The organism is Enterobacter cloacae complex sp. IR5402 (assembly GCF_049238125.1).
GTDB classification, from domain to species: Bacteria; Pseudomonadota; Gammaproteobacteria; order Enterobacterales; family Enterobacteriaceae; genus Enterobacter; species Enterobacter hormaechei_C.
Genome location: NZ_JBMKHO010000003.1, coordinates 98,839 through 119,102 on the forward strand (window position 1 = coordinate 98,839; position 20,264 = coordinate 119,102).

A 20,264-nucleotide genomic window follows, 5' to 3' on the forward strand; every position below is an offset into this window, starting at 1 on the left:
TTTTTTCAGGCCTTCAGCGCCTGCTCTACCTCAAAGCGGTTAGTCACTTTGCTGTCAATTTTGACATACGCACTGCGCTCTTCCGGGACAATCAGCACTTCGCTCACGCCCTCTGTCGCTTCCAGACGCTGTTGTAACGCGTCACCGATTGCCACGTCATCGGGAATTTCTACCCGCAGGCTACTCACGTAACGCGGCTCTTTCATGGTGCTGGCCACAAACAGCCAGAGCATCGCCAGCAGCGCACCGGCGAGGAAAACGGTCTGGGAGTCAAACAGACCATCCACCCAGCCGCCGAGTGACCCGCCGATCGCCACGCCGAGAAACTGGCTGGTGGAGTAAATGCCCATCGCGGTGCCTTTGTATCCTGCCGGAGACTCTTTGCTGATAAGCGACGGCAGCAGGGCTTCCATCAGATTAAAGGCCAGGAAGAACAGTTGTACGCCCGCGATCAGCTCCCAGAAATGCGGGCCGGCGCCCCACAGCACAATCTCGGCAATCAGCAGTAACGCCACGCAGCCCACGAAGACGCGTTTCATTTTGCGCTTCACTTCGGCGTAAATAATGAAGGGCACAACGGAGACAAACGAGATCAGCATTGTGACCAGATAAATTTTCCAGTGCTCTGCCGCCGGAAAACCTGCTGAGGCCAGTTGACCGGGCAGGGCGACAAAGGTGGACATCAGCAGAATGTGCAGGCACATAATGCCGAAGTTCAGCTTAAGCAGGCGCGGCTCGGCGATGACTTTGCTGAAGCAGCCTTTGACCATCCCGGATTCACGGTTGAGGACGTGGTTTTTACTGTCAGGTACAACCCACAGCGTGAGTGCGATCCCGATGGTCGCCAGCACCGCAATCATCCAGAACAGGGCGTGCAGGCCGAGTGAATGGGTGATAACGGGCCCCAGCACCATGGCAATGGCAAACGTGACGCCAAAGCTGACGCCGATAAACGCCATGGCTTTGGTGCGGTTTTGCTCGCGGGTTAAGTCTGACAGCAGCGCCATCACGGCGGCGGCAATCGCCCCGGAACCTTGCAGGGCGCGCCCAAGAATAATTCCCCAGATGGAGTGGGAGAGGGCGGCGATGATGCTGCCGAGCACAAACACCAGCAGCCCGCCGACAATCAGCGGTTTGCGACCCACTCGGTCGGAGAGCAAGCCAAAGGGGATCTGGAATATTGCCTGCGCCAGGCCGTAGATACCGATCGCCAGACCGATCAGCGCTTCGCTGGCACCCTGTAACGCCATGCCATATGTGGTCAGAACGGGCAGGACCATAAACATGCCAAGCATCCGCAGCGAGAAAACAGTCCCTAAACCCCAGGTCGCACGCAGTTCGCCTGGCGTCATTTTATAATCGTTCATTACCACCTCAGTTCAAAAGCAGGCCATAGTGTAGTGCGGGGAAGGGGCGGGGTAAATAATCGGTTATTTAACAAATATTACATACGTTACTAATAGATTTCATGAATAAAAAAGGGGTGCCGAAGCACCCCTTTATGTCCTTGCTATAGCTTACCAGACGTAAGTCAGCAGGTTTTGTGAATCAGGCACCATGAAGTCTACGGACATCATCACGGACAGGGAGGTGATGGCGACAATCGAGAACACAAACAGCTTGCGTGCCCAGACCTTGTCATCTTCCACTTTGTAACCGCGCAGGGCCATACCGAGCCACCAGACGCTCACCGCAGCTGCTACCACCAGATATTTATATCCGGCGTAACCGCCCAGAGAGAGCATCAGCGTTGCCACGGCAAAAGCGATGATGTAGAGCGTGATGTGGTTCTTGGCAACCGAAATGCCTTTCACGACCGGCAGAACCGGAATGTTCGCCGCCTGATAATCCTTAAAGCGGAAAATCGCGATGGCGTAGGAGTGCGGCATCTGCCACAGGCTAAAGATAGCCAGCAGGATCAGCGCACCGCTGTCGAACTCGTTCGTGACGGCGCAATAGCCAATCACCGGCGGCGCAGCGCCGGAGAGAGAACCAATCAGCGTGCCGTAGACGGAGTGACGTTTCATATACAGGCTGTAGACGCCCACATACACCACGAACCCCATCACCCCCAGCCAGCAGGCCAGCGGGTTAGCACCAAACCACAGCAGCATAAAGCCAGCAATACCCAGCAAGGTGGCGTACACCAGCGAGACGGAAGGAGCAATCAGGCCTTTAACCAGCACCCGATTTTTGGTCCTTTCCATCTTCTTGTCGATATCCATGTCGATGTAGTTGTTAAATACACAACCGGACGCAACCACCAGTGACACACCGACCAGCGTGTAAATAAAGAGGGTGTAATCAATGCTGCCTTTAGAGGCCAGCAGGAACCCTCCGATTACGGAGATCAGGTTGCCAAAGATGATGCCTGGTTTCGTGACTTGCAGGTATTGCTTAAACATACTCGCCGCTCTTAGTGAACCATCATGTTGTAGTTAAGGTTCCACATAATCCAGATGGAACCGACTACCAGGATAGCGATGATAATCACGGTAAAGATAAAGGCCGTCATGTTCCAGCCTTCATCGGACTTGGTGTTCATGTGCAGGAAGCAAACCAGATGCACCAGAATCTGAATCACCGCGGTCACCAGGATTGCGCCCAGGATAACCGGCTTAGATGCAGAACCGTTCATCACCATCCAGAACGGGATCACCGTCAGAATGATCGACAGGATGAAACCTGTCATGTAGGTTTTTACGCTGCCGTGGGAAGCGCCATGATCGTTAGAATGACTCATTACATCGCCCCCATCAGATAGACAACAGAGAACACACAGATCCATACCACGTCCAGGAAGTGCCAGAACAGGCTCAGGCACATAATACGGGTACGGTTAGTACTGGTCAGGCCGCGACGGGAGATCTGGAACATCAGTACCGCCATCCAGATCAGACCCGAGGTCACGTGCAGACCGTGGGTGCCGACCAGCGCGAAGAACGCTGACAGGAAGCCGCTACGATCCGGGCCGAAACCTTCCATGATCAGGTGATGGAATTCATAGATTTCCATCCCGATAAAGCCAGCACCAAACAGCCAGGTCAACGCCAGCCAGGAGACAACCTGGCTCTTGTTGTTTTTGTACATGGCGATAGCCGCCATGCCGTAGGTGATGGAGCTGAATAACAGCAGTGCGGTTTCAACCAGTACGAACGGCAGCTCAAAGATGTCCTTACCGGTCGGGCCGCCCGCTGTGCCGTTCACCAGAACGGCATAGGTTGCGAACAGACAGCAGAACAGGATGCAGTCGCTCATCAGGTAGATCCAGAAACCGAAGACTTTCGTCGGTCCTGTATCATGGTGCGCATGTTCATGCGCGTGGGCAGTCGAGTGCGCCAGAGTATCAGTTGCCATTTTTCAGCCCCGCTTTAGAAATCTCGTCAAAATGCTGGTTTTCCAGCTTTTCAACTTCACGGACTGGTACGTAGTAGTCCACGTCCTCGTCAAAGCTCTTCACAATCCAGCTGATTACGATGCCAGCGAAGCCAACAATCGCCATCCACCAGATGTGCCAGATCATTGCGAAACCAAATACCGTTGCGAAGGCGGCAATGACGATGCCCGCACCGCTGTTTTTCGGCATATGGATCTCTTCGTAATGTTCAGGTTGCTTGTACGCTTCACCTTTTTCTTTCATTTCCCAGAATGCGTCACGCTCATGAATGTGCGGCACTACGGCAAAGTTATAGAACGGAGGTGGAGAAGAGGTAGACCACTCCAGCGTACGGCCACCCCACGGGTCACCGGTCAGGTCGCGGTTCAGGTTACGGTCACGGATAGACACGTAGTACTGAATCAGCTGGCACAGAATACCGCAGGCAATCAGCGCTGCGCCGCCCGCTGCAATCATCAGCATTGGGTGGAACTGCGGATCGATCTGCTGGCTCAGACGACGGGTCATACCCATGAAGCCCAGCACGTACAGCGGCATAAATGCTACGAAGAAGCCAATGATCCAGAACCAGAACGCGCGTTTACCCCATTTCTCGTTCAGCGTGAAGCCGAACGCTTTTGGCCACCAGTAGGTTACGCCAGCGAAGCAGCCGAAGACCACGCCACCGATGATAACGTTATGGAAGTGCGCAATCAGGAACAGACTGTTGTGCAGAACGAAGTCAGCACCAGGTACCGCCAGCAGTACCCCGGTCATCCCACCTACGGAGAAGGTCACGATGAAGCCGATGGTCCACAGCATGGCTGAGTGGAACACGATACGGCCCTGGTACATGGTGAACAGCCAGTTGAAGATCTTAACCCCGGTCGGGATCGCGATAATCATGGTGGTAATACCGAAGAAGGCGTTTACGTTGGCGCCCGCACCCATAGTGAAGAAGTGGTGCAGCCAGACGATGAACGACAGAACGGTAATACATACGGTTGCCCACACCAGAGAGGTGTAACCAAACAGACGTTTACGCGAGAAGGTTGCCGCGATTTCGGAGAACACACCGAACACCGGCAGAACCAGGATGTACACTTCCGGGTGACCCCAGGCCCAAATCAGGTTGATGTACATCATCATGTTGCCACCCATATCATTCGTGAAGAAATGGGTACCCAGATAGCGATCCAGGGTCAGCAGCGCGATGGTGACGGTCAGAATTGGGAACGACGCGATAATCAGGACGTTGGCGCACAGAGATGCCCAGGTAAATACTGGCATCTTGAACATCGTCATACCTGGTGCACGCATCTTCAGGATGGTCACGAAGAAGTTAATACCGGTCAGAGTGGTACCGACACCGGAGAGCTGAAGCGCCCAAATCCAGTAGTCAACGCCCACGCCCGGACTGTATTCAATTCCCGACAGCGGCGGGTAGGCCAGCCAGCCGGTCTGAGCAAATTCGCCCACACCCAGTGACAGGTTAACCAGGATAACGCCGACAACCGTGAACCAGAAGCTCAGGTTGTTGAGGAACGGGAACGCAACGTCGCGCGCGCCGATTTGCAGCGGAACGACCACGTTCATCAGACCGATTACCAGCGGCATCGCCACGAAGAAGATCATGATAACGCCGTGGGCGGTAAAGATCTGATCGTAGTGGTGCGGTGGCAGGAAGCCGGCTTCGCCCGCAGACGCAAGCGCCTGCTGGCTACGCATCATGATTGCATCCGCAAAGCCACGAATTAACATGACGATACCGACGATGCAGTACATGATACCGAGTTTTTTGTGGTCAACCGAAGTCAGCCACTCATTCCACAGGTAGCTCCACTTACCGAAGTAAGTGATCAGGCCAACTAAGGCCGCGCCACCAATGATAATTGCAGCCACCGTAACCATAATAATCGGTTCATGGTAGGGCACTGCATCCAGTGTCAATTTTCCGAACATTTTCTTCCTCGGCCCCTTAGTGAGCGGTTTCCGCGTGGCTCATGTCCATGCCTTCCATACCCTGGTGCGTGTTGTGCTCGCCTTCAGGCTGGGTCATGTCCATGCTCATGCCGTGATCCATAAATTTGCCAATAACATCTTTGAACAGATTCGGTTTCACGTTAGAGAAGTACTCCACCTTGTTGTATTCGCTAGGTGCAGCCACTTTTTCGAACGCCGCCATGTCAGACATGGTGTTGGTAGACTGCTTCGCTTTTGCAACCCACTGGTCGAAAGTCGCGCGGTCTGGCGTAGCGATAGCTTTGAACTTCATACCCGAGAAGCCCGGGCCACTATAGCTGGCGGAGATACCGTCGTAGGTGCCTGCTTCATTCGCGATCAGGTGCAGGTTAGTCTGCATACCGGCCATCGCGTAAATCTGGCTGCCCAGACGTGGGATGAAGAAGGAGTTCATTACGGAGTTGGAGGTCACTTTGAACTGAACCGGAGTGTTCGCCGGGAAGGCGATTTCATTCACGGTAGCAATGCCCTGTTCTGGATAGATGAAGAACCATTTCCAGTCCATGGAGACCACTTCAATGGTAATAGGTTTTTCATCGTGAACCAGCGGTTTGCTCGGCTCAAGTGCGTGAGTGGTTTTCCAGGTCAGTACAGCAAGGAACAGGATGATCAGAATAGGTACCGTCCAGACCACAGCTTCCACTTTATTGGAGTGTGACCAGTTAGGGCTATACTTCGCATCTTTATTGCTCGCACGATACTTCCAGGCGAAACCAACAGCCATCAAGATGGCAGGAATAACCACAATCAACATCAGGCCAAAAGCCGTCAGTATCAATGAACGTTGTTCCAGTCCAATCTGTCCTTTGGGGTCTAGTAGTGCAGAATCGCAGCCACTGAGTAATACAGTGCCTGCGAATAATGACAACCATCCCAAACTTTTATTGTATTTCCTGAGTCTCATTTAACGACCTCAATTCCACGGGAGTCTGGTGGCGTTTAAAGTGTGGGGGCATTTTACGGGAAGGTTACATTACTGTAAACATCATTAGCCCTGTGTCAGGAAGGTGTTACCGGGTTCTGCCGCACATGTCACAAGTGTTGCAAATTATGTCGCGTTTTCCGGGGGAAGCCGCACGGAGTGGGCGTTATAACGAAAGGGTGCCCCAGCATACCGCAAAAGGGACAATTGGTATAACCATTGCGGAAAATACACAAATAATTAACAATTAATTATCAATAAAAAGACAACTAAAAAACGAAAATTCAATCTTTCGAATGCTGAATCGTTTAACGGAAAATAGCGTAGCGAAATAAGCTCCAATAATTTCCGAATGCTATCCCGCACAAAACAACAAATATTTTTTTTGCCGATGGCGGTTATTTCGCCGTTATAATTTCGTGTCGTTATTACAACGGGAAATAACCTTTCGCTTTTTACTTCATGTCATCTGCGTTTTCCGCAGTGACATGAAATCCAGCATCCCACCGGTCAGGATACCCACGATGGCGAGAAACACGCCTGCATCAAGCAGCTGGGTTTCAAAAGGAAGCGACAAGGTGGTCGTCGCATTGATAATGAGTACCGCGAGCCACACTACCAGCGCAAGACAACCTGCCATCAGCAGACGCAGGGCAAACCGGTAGGCAGCCTGATATTCCGTGCGCGGCATGAAGTGTTCCGTCCGCTGGGTATATTCCAGCGTCTGGCGACAGACCAGCAACAATAAAATCCCCGGCACAGCCGCCACCACAGAGAAGAGATAAAATGTCGGCCAGCCGTGGGCTTCAACAAACCAGCCCGCGACGGGACCTACGTACACGCGCCCGACGGCAGAGAGCGCCGAGAGCAGCGCGAACTGCGTGGCGGAAAATGACTTATTGCACAGCGTCATCAGCAGGGCGACAAATGCCGCTGTGCCCATACCTCCGCACAGATTTTCAAAGAATACCGCCGTCGCCATGCTGATCATATGCTTGTCGGTGATCGACAGCAGCCAGTAACCGGCATTCGAAGCGCCCTGAAGGATGCCGAAGATCAGCAGAGCACGGAACAGCGACAGACGCTGCATCAATACGCCGCCGTAAAGCGCGCCGACGATCGTGGCAAACAGCCCCAGGGTTTTGTTCACCACGCCGACCTCCCCCGCATCAAACCCGACGCCGCGGATCAGGAAGGTGGTGGTCAGACTCATGGCGAAAGCGTCGCCGAGCTTATAAAGGACAATCAGCAGCAGGATAAGCCAGGCATTATTGCGACCAAAGAAGTCGCGGAGCGGTGCGGCGACGGCCTGCTCCAGCGAGCGGGGAACCGGAATCACATCGCTCGGTTCAGGCGCGAATAGCGTGGCAATAATGCAGGGGATCAGCAGAGCGGCCATCAGCCAGTACATTCCCTGCCAGCCGAGATAGCGGTCGGCAAGCCAGAGGGCCAGCCCGCCGGAAACCAGCATACCCAGGCGGTAGCCAAGCACGCTGATTGCCGCACCGGCACCACGCTCTTCCGCTGGCAGGACGTCCGTCTTCCAGGCGTCAAAAACAATGTCCTGCGAAGCGGAGCAGAAGGCGATGACCACCGCAAGCGCGGCCATCCAGCGCAGCTGTGTTGACGGCTCAAGGAAACCCATTGCGGCAATGGCCAGCAACAGCAGCACCTGCGTCATCGCTAACCAACCGCGACGGCGCCCGAGGAACGGTGGGGTATAGCGATCCATCACCGGCGACCACAGGAACTTAAAGACGTAAGCCTGGCCGACGAGCGAGAAGAAACCAATGGTTTTAAGATCGATGTTCTCAACCGTCATCCACGCCTGTAACGTGCCGGAGGTGAGCGCAAGGGGCAAACCGGAGGCGAAACCAAGGATCAGCAGAATAGCTGATTTCGGTTGCTGGAAAATGCGTAAGTAGTGACTGGACATGTTCTTATGAACTGACCCGGTGAAGCACCGGGTCAGTCAGCAGGATTAACGGGCGTTCTGCTTGATGAAGTCGTGAATGCTGGTGTCCTGTGCCATGTCGGCAATGGTGTCAGTCAGCACGCTGTTAACCGCGTCAGCGATATTTTTGTTGGAGGCCTGGAATGCGCCTTCAACGGAATAGCTCGCACGGTAGTTTTTGTTCATTTTGTTGCCGTTCTTCGCGGTAGCGATGATGGCGATATCGGCTTTAGTCGCAATGTTGTAGCGAACGTTACCCTGGGAGACGTCAGCGTACAGGTTGTTCACGATGATTTGCAGATCAACCGCGCCGCTTGGGCCAATCATGTAGCCGCGGGAGGTCATCTGTTTCTCCAGCACTTCCTGCAACAGGAAGCGCAGGTCGCGGGAGGCGGTCAGCGTGACCTGCTGGTTGTCGCGAGTCACTTTCGCCAGCGCCTGGTCCTGACGCTGATCGGCGCCATTAATGCTGACCGTAACGCCCATCAGGCTTGGATCCTGCTGAGGCAGGGTAATTTTTGGTGAAACGTCAATGGTCGTCGGCGGAGTCGCGCAGCCGGCGAGCATAAAGAGTGCTACCAACGGAAAGAAGAGTTTTTTTAACATTTTCGGGTTCTCAACGAATCGTAAGCAAAAAGAGAAAAATTGCCGCCATCATAACATCGCTAACGGCCAGGGGAAGTGGTCAACGCATGTAAATTCATCGCCTTGTCCGAAAACTGACCACCTTTCCGCTTTTCTCTGCCTGTAAGTGACAAAACGTATGAACCACATAGTGAACTTCATTCGTTTGGGTGAGAAAATCAGACGAAAGCTAAATATTTGTTGTCAAGGCGTAATGGAACCGGTAAAAGCGGCTAATATTTAAAGGGATGGGTGACATCTTAGCGTTGTCGGAGGAGTGATTTCATGATGATACGTGAACAGATAGAAGAAAAATTAAGGGCAGCGTTCAACCCTGTGTTTCTCGAAGTTGTCGACGAAAGCTATCGTCATAACGTGCCGGCAGGTTCTGAAAGCCACTTTAAAGTGGTTCTGGTCAGCGATCGCTTCACGGGAGAACGTTTCCTGAACCGACACCGCTTGATCTACAGCACCTTGACGGAAGAACTCTCCACAACCGTACATGCGCTGGCGCTGCATACCTACACCATTAAGGAATGGGAAGGGCTACAGGATACGGTATTCGCATCACCGCCTTGTCGGGGTGCAGGCACCATCGCCTGATAAATCGGATTTGCAACCGCCGGAGTTTTTCCAGTATGTTGCTTACAGATTTCGTCAAGACGGCCTTCGGGCCGTTTTGTTTTGTCTGAGTTTTGAGCGGATGGCGCGTTTTTAAGGCTAAAAATAGCCTTAAAGTGTGAAAAAAGCCGCAGCAACATGCTCCAACCGTTCTCGACTCACCTAAGTGATGCCGCTATAATGCCGCGTCTTATTGAATGTCTTCGGGATGATTCTGGCGACAGGGAATGTGAATCTGCACATAAGAGAGCATCCCGGTATAACAGACAGATTCAGAGTTGACCGAGCACTGTGATTTTTTTGAGGTAACAAGATGCAAGTTTCAGTTGAAACCACTCAAGGCCTTGGCCGCCGTGTAACGATTACTATCGCTGCTGACAGCATCGAAACTGCTGTGAAAAGCGAGCTGGTCAACGTAGCAAAAAAAGTACGTATTGACGGCTTCCGCAAGGGCAAAGTACCAATGAATGTTGTTGCTCAGCGTTATGGCGCTTCCGTGCGTCAGGATGTGCTGGGTGAACTGATGAGCCGCAACTTTATCGACGCGATCATCAAAGAAAAAATCAATCCAGCCGGTGCGCCGAACTACGTTCCAGGCGAATACAAGCAGGGCGAAGACTTCACCTACTCCGTAGAGTTCGAAGTGTACCCGGAAGTTGAGCTGAAAGGTCTGGAATCTATCGAAGTTGAAAAACCGATCGTTTCCGTGACCGACGAAGACGTTGACGGCATGCTGGATACCCTGCGTAAGCAGCAGGCGAACTGGAAAGAGAAAGAAGGCGCTGTTGACGCAGAAGACCGCGTAACCATCGACTTCACCGGTTCTGTAGACGGCGAAGAGTTCGAAGGCGGTAAAGCGTCTGATTTCGTACTGGCGATGGGCCAGGGTCGTATGATCCCAGGCTTCGAAGACGGTATCAAAGGCCACAAAGCGGGCGAAGAGTTCACCATCGACGTGACCTTCCCTGAAGAATACCACGCTGAAAACCTGAAAGGTAAAGCAGCGAAGTTCGTTATCAACCTGAAGAAAGTGGAAGAGCGCGAACTGCCAGAACTGACTGAAGAATTCATCAAGCGTTTCGGCGTGGAAGACGGTTCTGTTGCGGGCCTGCGTACCGAAGTGCGTAAAAACATGGAGCGCGAGCTGAACGGCGCTGTACGTAACCGCGTGAAGTCTCAGGCGATTGAAGGTCTGGTGAAAGCGAACGACATCGACGTTCCTGCTGCCCTGATCGACAGCGAAATCGACGTTCTGCGCCGTCAGGCTGCACAGCGCTTCGGTGGCAACCAGCAGCAAGCGATGGAACTGCCACGCGAGCTGTTCGAAGAGCAAGCGAAACGTCGCGTTGTTGTTGGCCTGCTGCTGGGCGAAGTGATTCGTACCCACGAGCTGAAAGCTGACGAAGAGCGTGTGAAAGGCCTGATCGAAGAGATGGCTTCTGCATACGAAGATCCATCAGAAGTGATCGAGTTCTACGGTAAGAACAAAGAGCTGATGGACAACATGCGCAACGTCGCGCTGGAAGAGCAGGCTGTAGAAGCGGTACTGGCGAAAGCGAAAGTCACCGAAAAAGAGACCTCTTTCACCGAACTGATGAACCAGCAGGCGTAATTTCGCCCCAACGGTTTAAAGTTTGAACAAAAAACCCGTTGCCCTCCGGCGACGGGTTTTTTTTATCACAGCTTTAGTCCTGGAAGGGTGCTAAAACGCCCTTTCAGTGTTAGCGTTACAACAAAACGTTGTTATGCTTGAAATAGGGCATGGCGACCCCCATTAGTATGTAATCACGATGATTGAGACTGGCTGATAATCCGTCCATAAGGTTACAATCAGTACAGCAGGTGTTTTCAATTTTGAACCAGGAGACGGAAATGTCATACAGTGGCGAACGAGATAACTTTGCACCCCATATGGCGCTGGTGCCAATGGTTATTGAACAGACCTCACGCGGTGAGCGTTCTTTCGATATCTATTCCCGTCTGCTCAAGGAACGCGTTATCTTTCTGACCGGCCAGGTGGAAGACCATATGGCTAACCTGATCGTGGCGCAGATGCTGTTCCTGGAAGCGGAAAACCCGGAAAAAGACATTTACCTGTATATCAACTCGCCGGGCGGTGTGATTACGGCGGGCATGTCTATTTATGACACCATGCAATTCATCAAGCCGGATGTCAGCACCATCTGTATGGGGCAGGCGGCGTCCATGGGGGCTTTCCTGTTAACCGCAGGGGCGAAAGGTAAGCGTTTCTGCCTGCCTAACTCCCGCGTGATGATTCACCAGCCGCTGGGTGGTTACCAGGGCCAGGCGACGGATATTGAAATCCACGCCCGAGAAATTCTGAAAGTAAAAGCGCGCATGAATGAACTTATGGCGCAGCATACGGGTCAACCTCTCGAGCAGATCGAGCGCGATACCGAGCGCGATCGCTTCCTCTCTGCGCCAGAGGCAGTTGAGTACGGCTTAGTCGACTCCATTTTGACCCATCGTAATTGATGCCCGCGACGCGAGTGTGCCGCTATACTAATGTAGGGCGGCACGTTGCCTGTAAGCAGCTTGCGTCTGAGAATGGCATTTGCGTCGTCATGTGCGGCACATAGAACTTAAAAAGAGGTTTGGACTCATGACAGATAAACGCAAAGATGGTTCGGGCAAACTGCTGTACTGCTCTTTTTGCGGCAAAAGCCAGCATGAAGTGCGTAAACTGATTGCCGGGCCGTCCGTGTATATCTGCGACGAATGCGTCGATTTATGTAACGACATCATTCGCGAAGAGATTAAAGAAGTCGCGCCGCACCGTGAGCGCAGCGCGTTACCAACGCCACACGAGATTCGCCACCACCTGGACGACTATGTTATTGGTCAGGAGCAGGCGAAAAAAGTGCTGGCGGTGGCGGTATACAACCACTACAAACGTCTGCGTAACGGCGATACCAGCAATGGCGTAGAACTGGGCAAAAGTAACATTTTGCTGATCGGGCCTACCGGTTCCGGTAAAACCCTGCTGGCAGAAACGCTGGCGCGCCTGCTGGATGTTCCGTTCACTATGGCGGATGCCACCACCCTGACCGAAGCCGGTTATGTGGGTGAAGACGTTGAAAATATTATCCAGAAGCTGCTCCAGAAGTGCGATTACGACGTACAGAAAGCCCAGCGCGGGATCGTCTATATCGATGAGATCGACAAAATCTCTCGTAAATCAGACAACCCGTCCATCACCCGTGACGTCTCGGGCGAGGGCGTGCAGCAGGCGCTCCTGAAGCTGATTGAAGGTACGGTTGCGGCTGTTCCACCGCAGGGTGGGCGTAAACATCCGCAGCAGGAATTCTTGCAGGTTGATACCTCTAAGATCCTGTTTATCTGTGGTGGTGCGTTTGCAGGCCTGGATAAAGTGATCTCTCACCGTGTGGAAACCGGCTCCGGCATTGGTTTTGGCGCAACGGTGAAAGCCACGTCTGAAAAACCAAACGAAGGCCAGCTGCTGGCGCAGGTTGAGCCGGAAGATCTGATCAAATTCGGTTTGATTCCGGAATTTATCGGCCGTCTGCCGGTTGTGGCGACCCTGAACGAACTGAGCGAAGACGCGTTGATTCAGATCCTGAAAGAGCCGAAAAACGCGCTGACCAAGCAGTATCAGGCGCTGTTTAATCTGGAAGGCGTTGAGCTGGAATTCCGTGACGAAGCGTTGGACGCGATTGCCAAGAAAGCGATGGCGCGTAAAACCGGTGCCCGTGGCCTGCGTTCTATCGTGGAAGCAGCATTGCTCGACACGATGTACGATCTTCCTTCTATGGAAGACGTCGAAAAAGTCGTGATCGACGAGTCCGTCATTGGTGGCCAGACCAAGCCGTTACTGATTTACGGTAAACCGGAAGCGCAGCAGGCATCTGGCGAATAATTCACCATTTCATACAATCAGTTAATCAAAAAGGGGGGATTTTATCTCCCCTTTACTTTTTCCGTATTCATGGCGTTGAATGTATGGGAAACATCCCCATATACTGGATTACATGTTAATGGTTGTGTGAAGCACAGTTACATGACCAGTTTACCTGGCGGACACTAAACTAAGAGAGAGCTCTATGAATCCTGAGCGTTCTGAACGCATTGAAATCCCCGTATTGCCGTTGCGCGATGTGGTGGTTTATCCGCACATGGTCATACCCTTATTTGTAGGGCGGGAAAAATCTATCCGTTGCCTCGAAGCCGCCATGGATCATGATAAAAAAATCATGTTGGTCGCGCAGAAAGAAGCATCAACGGATGAGCCGGGTGTAAACGATCTTTTCACCGTCGGGACCGTGGCCTCTATTTTGCAGATGCTGAAGCTGCCAGACGGCACCGTGAAGGTGCTGGTGGAAGGCTTACAGCGTGCGCGTATTACCACTCTGTCAGACGATGGCGAGCACTTCTCTGCGAAGGCAGAGTACCTTGATTCACCGGAACTTGATGAGCGCGAGCAGGAAGTGCTGGTACGCACCGCGATCAGCCAGTTCGAAGGCTACATCAAGCTGAATAAGAAAATCCCACCTGAAGTGCTGACGTCGCTGAACAGCATCGACGATCCTGCACGTCTGGCGGATACCATCGCTGCGCATATGCCGCTGAAGCTGGCTGACAAACAGTCCGTGCTGGAAATGTCCGACGTTAACGAACGTCTGGAATACCTGATGGCGATGATGGAGTCTGAGATCGATCTGCTCCAGGTTGAGAAGCGCATTCGCAACCGCGTCAAAAAGCAGATGGAAAAATCTCAGCGTGAGTACTATCTGAACGAGCAAATGAAAGCCATTCAGAAAGAGCTCGGCGAGATGGACGATGCGCCGGATGAAAACGAAGCGCTGAAGCGTAAGATCGACGCGGCGAAGATGCCGAAAGAGGCGAAAGAGAAAGCCGAAGCTGAGTTGCAGAAGCTGAAAATGATGTCTCCGATGTCGGCGGAAGCGACCGTTGTACGCGGCTACATTGAGTGGATGGTGCAGGTTCCGTGGAATGCCCGCAGCAAGGTCAAAAAAGACCTGCGTCAGGCCCAGGAGATCCTGGATACCGACCACTACGGCCTGGAACGTGTGAAAGACCGCATTCTTGAGTACCTCGCGGTACAGAGCCGTGTGAACAAAATCAAAGGCCCAATCCTGTGCCTGGTAGGGCCTCCAGGGGTGGGTAAAACCTCTCTGGGCCAGTCCATCGCCAAAGCGACAGGGCGTAAGTACATCCGTATGGCGCTGGGCGGCGTGCGTGATGAAGCGGAAATCCGCGGTCACCGCCGTACCTACATCGGTTCCATGCCGGGCAAGCTTATCCAGAAAATGGCGAAAGTGGGCGTCAAAAACCCGCTGTTCCTGCTCGATGAGATCGACAAAATGTCTTCGGACATGCGTGGCGATCCGGCGTCGGCGTTACTGGAAGTGCTTGATCCAGAGCAGAACGTGGCGTTTAGCGATCACTACCTGGAAGTGGATTACGACCTGAGCGATGTGATGTTTGTGGCGACGTCGAACTCCATGAACATTCCGGCGCCGCTGCTGGACCGTATGGAAGTGATCCGTCTGTCAGGTTATACCGAAGACGAGAAGCTGAACATTGCCAAACAGCACCTGCTGCCGAAGCAGATTGAGCGTAACGCGCTGAAAGCCAACGAGCTGACCGTTGAGGACAGCGCCATTGTCGGCATTATTCGTTACTACACCCGTGAAGCGGGTGTGCGTAGCCTCGAACGTGAGATCTCTAAGCTGTGCCGTAAGGCGGTGAAACAGCTGCTGCTGGATAAGAGCCTGAAGCACATCGTGATTAACGGCGACAATCTGCATGCGTACCTGGGCGTTCAACGCTTCGACTACGGTCGCGCAGACAACGAAAACCGTGTTGGTCAGGTGACCGGTCTGGCATGGACGGAAGTGGGCGGCGATCTGCTGACCATCGAAACCGCCTGTGTTCCGGGCAAAGGCAAGCTGACCTACACCGGTTCGCTGGGTGAAGTGATGCAGGAGTCCATCCAGGCGGCGCTGACCGTGGTGCGCGCGCGTGCGGAAAAACTGGGTATCAACCCGGATTTCTACGAAAAACGCGACATTCACGTTCACGTTCCGGAAGGGGCGACGCCGAAAGATGGCCCAAGCGCGGGTATTGCCATGTGTACTGCGCTGGTTTCCTGCCTGACAGGTAATCCGGTTCGTGCTGATGTGGCCATGACCGGTGAAATTACGCTGCGTGGTCAGGTACTGCCTATCGGCGGGTTAAAAGAAAAACTGCTGGCGGCACACCGCGGTGGGATCAAAACCGTATTGATCCCTTACGAGAATAAACGCGATCTGGAAGAGATTCCGGACAACGTTATTGCCGATTTGCAGATCCATCCGGTGAAACGCATTGAGGAAGTTCTGACTCTCGCACTGCAAAATGAACCGTCCGGAATGCAGGTTGTAACCGCAAAATAGTGACCTCGCGCAAAGAGCGCCAATAAAAACAAGGCTGGTAAGTCATTTCGTACTTGCCAGCCTTTTTTTGTATAGCTAATTTAGATTGCTGATTGGGTTAGCCATCAACAACGGGTGTTGTAAGGTCATAGCAGGACTGATATAACTGCTGCGCGGTCGCGCTGTGAAGGATTCAGGTGCGATATAAATTATAAAGAGAGGAAGAGAACAGTGAATAAATCTCAACTGATTGACAAAATTGCTGCGGGTGCTGATATTTCTAAAGCGGCAGCTGGACGTGCTTTAGATGCTTTAATTGCTTCTGTTACTGAATCTCTGCAAGCTGGGGACGACGTTGCACTGGTAGGCTTCGGTACTTTTGCGGTTAAAGAGCGTGCAGCCCGTACTGGCCGCAACCCTCAGACCGGCAAAGAGATCACCATTGCTGCCGCTAAAGTGCCGGGTTTCCGTGCAGGTAAAGCGCTGAAAGACGCAGTAAACTGATTGCTTTCCCGCTCCAGGGAAGCTGAAAAGTACAAGGGCGCATCGTTTGATGTGCCTTTTTTGTTTGTCCAGACCTGATTTGTGCGAGTTTATGCGAGTTGTGGGCTGACAATTGCCCTGTTTTCTTGTCACAATACGCCTTTACGCGCGACGGTCAGGATTTTCCGTCAGCGTCAGGTAACCAGTCACCTACAGCGGAGTGTTGTTACACCATGATGGACAGCTTACGCACGGCTGCTAACAGTCTCGTGCTCAAGATTATTTTCGGTATCATTATCGTGTCGTTCATATTGACCGGTGTGAGTAGTTACCTCATCGGCGGTGGCGCGAACTACGCCGCAAAAGTGAATGGCCAGGAAATTAGCCGTGGGCAGTTCGAGAACGCTTTTGCTGGTGAACGTAACCGCATGCAGCAACAGCTGGGCGACCAATACTCTGAACTTGCAGCCAACGAAGGCTATATGAAAAACCTGCGTCAGCAGACGCTAAACCGCCTTATTGACGAGGCGCTGCTGGATCAGTACGCGAAAAGCCTGGGTCTGGGCATCAGCGATGAGCAGGTTAAAAAAGCCATCTTCTCGACGCAGGCTTTCCAGTCTAATGGGAGGTTCGACAACGCGCGTTACAACAGCATTGTTAACCAGATGGGTATGACGGCTGACCAGTACGCTCAGGCACTGCGTAACCAGTTGACCACGCAACAGCTGATCAACGCGGTGGTGGGCACCGATTTCATGCTGAAAGGTGAAACTGAAGAGCTGGCGGCACTGGTGGCGCAGCAACGCGTGGTGCGTGAAGCGACGATTGATGTCAACGCACTGGCAGCGAAACAGCAGGTTAGCGACGCTGAAGTTAATGCTTACTACGAGCAAAACAAGAACAACTTCATCTCTCCGGAACAGTTCCGCGTAAGCTATATCAAGCTGGATGCAGCTGCGATGCAGGAAAATGCGACTGACGCCGAGATCCAGTCTTATTACGACCAGCATCAGGATCAGTTTACTCAGCCGCAGCGTAACCGTTACAGCGTGATCCAGACCAAAACGGAAGCAGAAGCGAAAGCCGTGCTGGATGAGCTGAACAAAGGCGCTGATTTCGCCACCTTAGCGAAAGCAAAATCTACCGACATTATTTCTGCCAAAAACGGCGGTGATATGGGCTGGCTGGAAGAGTCAACTACCCCGGATGAGCTGAAAAATGCAGGCCTGAAAGAGAAAGGCCAACTGTCTGGTGTAATCAAATCCTCCGTCGGCTTCCTGGTGGCGCGTCTGGACGATGTTGTGGCGGCGAAAACCAAGCCGCTGACTGACGTTCGTGATGATATCGCTGCGAAAGTGAAGCAGGAGAAAGCGCTGGATGCCTTCTATGCGCTGCAACAGAAAGTGAGCGATGCCGCAAGCAACGACAACGAATCACTGGCGGGCGCTGAGCAGGCTGCTGGCGTGAAAGCGGTTGAGACGGGCTGGTTCAGCCACGAAAACCTGCCGGAAGAACTGAACTTCAAACCGGTTTCAGATGCCATTTTCAATGGTGGTCTGGTCGGTGAGAATGGTACGCCGGGCAGCAACTCAGACATTATTACCGTTGACGGTGATCGTGCGTTCGTACTGCGCGTCAGCGAGCACAAAGCCGAGGCAGTGAAGCCCCTGGCGGAAGTGAAAGATCAGGTGGTGGCGCTGGTGAAACACAACAAAGCGGCACAGCAGGCAAAACTGGATGCAGAGAAAATTCTGGCCGACCTGAAAGCCGGTAAGAACGATGCGCTGAAAGCGGCTGGCCTGAGCTTTGGTGAAGCAAAAACGCTGAGCCGTACCGGTCAGGATCCTGTCAGCCAGGCGGCGTTTGGTCTGAGCCTGCCGGCGAAAGACAAACCTGTCTTTGGCACCACGACCGATATGCAGGGTAACGTGGTGGTTCTGGCACTGGATGAAGTGAAAGCCGGCACGCTGCCAGACGCGCAGAAGATGGCCATGGTTCAGGGAATTACCCAGAACAATGCCCAGATTGCTTTCGAAGCGTTGATGAGCAACCTGCGTAAAGAAGCCAAAATCAAGCTGGGTGATGTGGTCACTCAGGAGCAATAATTACGTGTCTGCTCGCAGATTTCCGTAACGTTCTGCAAAAACTAAAGGCCGCTTTCGCGGCCTTTTCCATTTCTGCAATCTGCTGTTTGTCCCTGTTTTCCCGTGCGGCTATCGTGGCATGGCTGTCAACAAACAAGGAGAAAACAGCATGAAATGTGGAATCAAAGCACTGTTAATTACACTGGCTATTGCCACTTCCGGGATGAGTGCGGGCGCGCTGGCGGCGTCACCCTCGTCTAAAGCCCAGGCTGCACAAACTCAGGCCGATGCAACGTCACAAGGTCAGGTTAAAGCCAACGCGACGGCCAGCACGAAAGCCATTGAGGACGAGGGTACGCGGGTCAGTATTAATACTGCCTCTGCGGACGATCTTGCCCGCGTAATGAATGGCGTGGGCCTCAAAAAAGCGCAGGCCATCGTCAGCTATCGTGAAGAGTATGGTCCTTTCAAAACCCTTGACGATCTCAAGCAGGTGCCGGGTATGGGCAGCGCGCTGGTTGAGCGCAATCTCGCACACCTGACGCTGTAATCGCGTAATCACTTGCACTGCGGCAAAAATTTGCCAGGATAAAGAGGTCATACCAGTTATGACCTCTGAACCTATAACAACGAAAGGCTATTGCGCTATGCAGACACAAATCAAAGTCCGTGGTTATCACCTCGATGTTTACCAGCACGTCAATAACGCCCGCTACCTCGAATTTCTTGAAGAGGCTCGCTGGGACGGCCTGGAGAACAGCGATAGCTTCCAGTGGCTAACCGCACACAACATCGCGTTTGTGGTCGTCAATATCAACATTAACTACCGCCGCCCGGCTGTGCTGGGGGATGTGCTCACCGTGACCAGTGAGGTCCAACAACTGAATGGCAAAAGTGGTGTATTGAGCCAGGTCGTTACGCTGGAGCCAGAAGGGCAGATTGTGGCCGATGCGCTGATCACCTTTGTCTGTATCGATCTCAAAACCCAGAAAGCGTTGCCGCTGGAAGGGGAGTTGCGCGAAAAGCTGGAGCTGATGATCGCGTAAATTTTTGTCTTTTATAAAAGACAAGAAGGGTTTTCAGGGATAAAATCATGAACAGGGACTACGTTGTTAAACGTTACCGAACCCGCGACGGAAAAATACCGTTTGAGGATTGGGTAGCAAAGTTGAGAAGAAAGGATCCGGAGCTGGCGTTTCGGATCCTTCTGCGAATCGACCGCGCTGAGAAGGGGAATTTTGGCGATTACCGTTATCTCAGAGAGGGTGTCTGGGAGTTGAAGGTTGATTGTGGTCCCGGTTATCGAGTCTATTTTGCGGTCCAGCACCGGGAAATCTTATTGTTGCTGATCGGCGGTGACAAAAAGAGCCAGAAAGCGGATGTGATGCTGGCAATAGATTACTGGAAAGATCATCAAAAGGATAAACTCCATGAGCAAAAGTGAGCGAAAATTCTCAAGTACCGTCAGCCATGATGAAGCTGTAGTCAAAATGCTGCGCGAAAATCCTTCTTACGCGCAACTCTATCTGCAAATTGCACTGGATGAAATTTACGAGGACCAGGGGATCCCAGCCTATTTGATTGCCCTCAGACGCGTTATCGAAGCGCGCGGCGGTATTGGAGAGATTTCAGCCAAAGCGGGGCTTTCACGTCAGCAGCTATACCGTACCCTGTCCGAAAATGGTAACCCAACGCTGACTACACTGATGAAAATTACCCGTGCTGCCGGTGTAAAACTGTTCGACAGCACGGTCAGGTAGCC

The 20,264-nt window shown here is 52.8% G+C and carries 19 protein-coding genes; 11 read left to right on the forward strand and 8 right to left on the reverse strand.

The window, feature by feature from the left end; translation table 11 throughout:
• Positions 1-5: 5 nt before the first annotated feature.
• From ACOTXL_RS06755 to ACOTXL_RS06790, 8 genes are all read right to left on the reverse strand, one after another.
• The gene (locus ACOTXL_RS06755; RefSeq protein ID WP_022650465.1) at positions 6-1,367 is read right to left on the reverse strand and encodes an MFS transporter; all 1,362 of its coding nucleotides are present in this window, start codon (positions 1,365-1,367) and stop codon (positions 6-8) included.
• A 150-nt stretch (positions 1,368-1,517) separates the two neighbouring features.
• The gene (gene cyoE / locus ACOTXL_RS06760) at positions 1,518-2,405 is read right to left on the reverse strand and encodes a heme o synthase (RefSeq protein ID WP_003859062.1); all 888 of its coding nucleotides are present in this window, start codon (positions 2,403-2,405) and stop codon (positions 1,518-1,520) included.
• Positions 2,406-2,416: 11 nt separating this feature from the next.
• Positions 2,417-2,743 carry a cytochrome o ubiquinol oxidase subunit IV gene (locus ACOTXL_RS06765; protein WP_006809888.1) on the reverse strand — a complete coding sequence of 109 codons (327 nt, stop codon included), beginning with the start codon at positions 2,741-2,743 and terminating at the stop codon, positions 2,417-2,419.
• Positions 2,743-3,357, reverse strand: coding sequence for a cytochrome o ubiquinol oxidase subunit III (locus ACOTXL_RS06770; RefSeq protein WP_003859057.1), 615 nt, complete (start codon positions 3,355-3,357; stop codon positions 2,743-2,745). Before ACOTXL_RS06770 ends, ACOTXL_RS06765 begins: the two co-directional genes overlap by 1 nt.
• Positions 3,347-5,338 carry a cytochrome o ubiquinol oxidase subunit I gene (cyoB, locus tag ACOTXL_RS06775; protein ID WP_022650473.1) on the reverse strand — a complete coding sequence of 664 codons (1,992 nt, stop codon included), beginning with the start codon at positions 5,336-5,338 and terminating at the stop codon, positions 3,347-3,349. The genes ACOTXL_RS06770 and cyoB overlap by 11 nt, the downstream gene beginning before the upstream one ends.
• A 16-nt stretch (positions 5,339-5,354) precedes the next feature.
• Positions 5,355-6,302 (reverse strand): cytochrome o ubiquinol oxidase subunit II, encoded by a 948-nt coding sequence (cyoA, locus tag ACOTXL_RS06780; RefSeq protein ID WP_003859054.1) that lies wholly within the window; start codon positions 6,300-6,302, stop codon positions 5,355-5,357.
• Between the two features lie 478 nt (positions 6,303-6,780).
• Entirely contained in the window at positions 6,781-8,256 is a 1,476-nt protein-coding gene (gene ampG / locus ACOTXL_RS06785; RefSeq protein WP_023315521.1) for a muropeptide MFS transporter AmpG, read from the reverse strand.
• A gap of 45 nt (positions 8,257-8,301) precedes the next feature.
• Positions 8,302-8,880, reverse strand: a complete 579-nt coding sequence (locus ACOTXL_RS06790; RefSeq protein ID WP_003859052.1) for a lipoprotein — start codon at positions 8,878-8,880, stop codon at positions 8,302-8,304.
• Positions 8,881-9,183: 303 nt separating this feature from the next.
• On the opposite strand from ACOTXL_RS06790, the gene bolA reads away from it, so the two are divergent.
• The 11 genes from bolA (at position 9,184) to ACOTXL_RS06845 (ending at position 20,262) form a co-directional block, all read left to right on the forward strand.
• Positions 9,184-9,501: a transcriptional regulator BolA gene (gene bolA / locus ACOTXL_RS06795; protein ID WP_003859051.1), complete on the forward strand. Its 318-nt coding sequence runs from the start codon at positions 9,184-9,186 to the stop codon at positions 9,499-9,501.
• A 331-nt stretch (positions 9,502-9,832) separates the two neighbouring features.
• Complete coding sequence (gene tig, locus ACOTXL_RS06800) at positions 9,833-11,131, forward strand: trigger factor (RefSeq protein ID WP_015571277.1); 1,299 nt, start codon at positions 9,833-9,835, stop codon at positions 11,129-11,131.
• A 260-nt stretch (positions 11,132-11,391) separates the two neighbouring features.
• Positions 11,392-12,015: an ATP-dependent Clp endopeptidase proteolytic subunit ClpP gene (clpP, locus tag ACOTXL_RS06805; RefSeq protein ID WP_006809880.1), complete on the forward strand. Its 624-nt coding sequence runs from the start codon at positions 11,392-11,394 to the stop codon at positions 12,013-12,015.
• Positions 12,016-12,142: 127 nt separating this feature from the next.
• Positions 12,143-13,417 carry an ATP-dependent protease ATP-binding subunit ClpX gene (gene clpX / locus ACOTXL_RS06810; RefSeq protein WP_006809879.1) on the forward strand — a complete coding sequence of 425 codons (1,275 nt, stop codon included), beginning with the start codon at positions 12,143-12,145 and terminating at the stop codon, positions 13,415-13,417.
• Between the two features lie 184 nt (positions 13,418-13,601).
• A complete protein-coding gene (gene lon / locus ACOTXL_RS06815; RefSeq protein ID WP_006809878.1) occupies positions 13,602-15,956 on the forward strand; it encodes an endopeptidase La in 2,355 nt (784 codons plus the stop codon).
• A gap of 210 nt (positions 15,957-16,166) precedes the next feature.
• Positions 16,167-16,439, forward strand: a complete 273-nt coding sequence (hupB, locus tag ACOTXL_RS06820; protein WP_002444653.1) for a nucleoid-associated protein HU-beta — start codon at positions 16,167-16,169, stop codon at positions 16,437-16,439.
• Between the two features lie 212 nt (positions 16,440-16,651).
• Entirely contained in the window at positions 16,652-18,523 is a 1,872-nt protein-coding gene (ppiD, locus tag ACOTXL_RS06825) for a peptidylprolyl isomerase (protein WP_045350606.1), read from the forward strand.
• A gap of 148 nt (positions 18,524-18,671) precedes the next feature.
• Complete coding sequence (locus tag ACOTXL_RS06830; RefSeq protein ID WP_003859045.1) at positions 18,672-19,052, forward strand: helix-hairpin-helix domain-containing protein; 381 nt, start codon at positions 18,672-18,674, stop codon at positions 19,050-19,052.
• 97 nt (positions 19,053-19,149) lie between these two features.
• Complete coding sequence (locus ACOTXL_RS06835) at positions 19,150-19,548, forward strand: YbgC/FadM family acyl-CoA thioesterase (protein ID WP_045350605.1); 399 nt, start codon at positions 19,150-19,152, stop codon at positions 19,546-19,548.
• Between the two features lie 47 nt (positions 19,549-19,595).
• Entirely contained in the window at positions 19,596-19,946 is a 351-nt protein-coding gene (locus ACOTXL_RS06840) for a type II toxin-antitoxin system RelE/ParE family toxin (protein ID WP_022650479.1), read from the forward strand.
• Entirely contained in the window at positions 19,933-20,262 is a 330-nt protein-coding gene (locus ACOTXL_RS06845) for a DNA-binding protein (protein WP_022650480.1), read from the forward strand. Before ACOTXL_RS06840 ends, ACOTXL_RS06845 begins: the two co-directional genes overlap by 14 nt.
• Positions 20,263-20,264 lie beyond the last annotated feature (2 nt).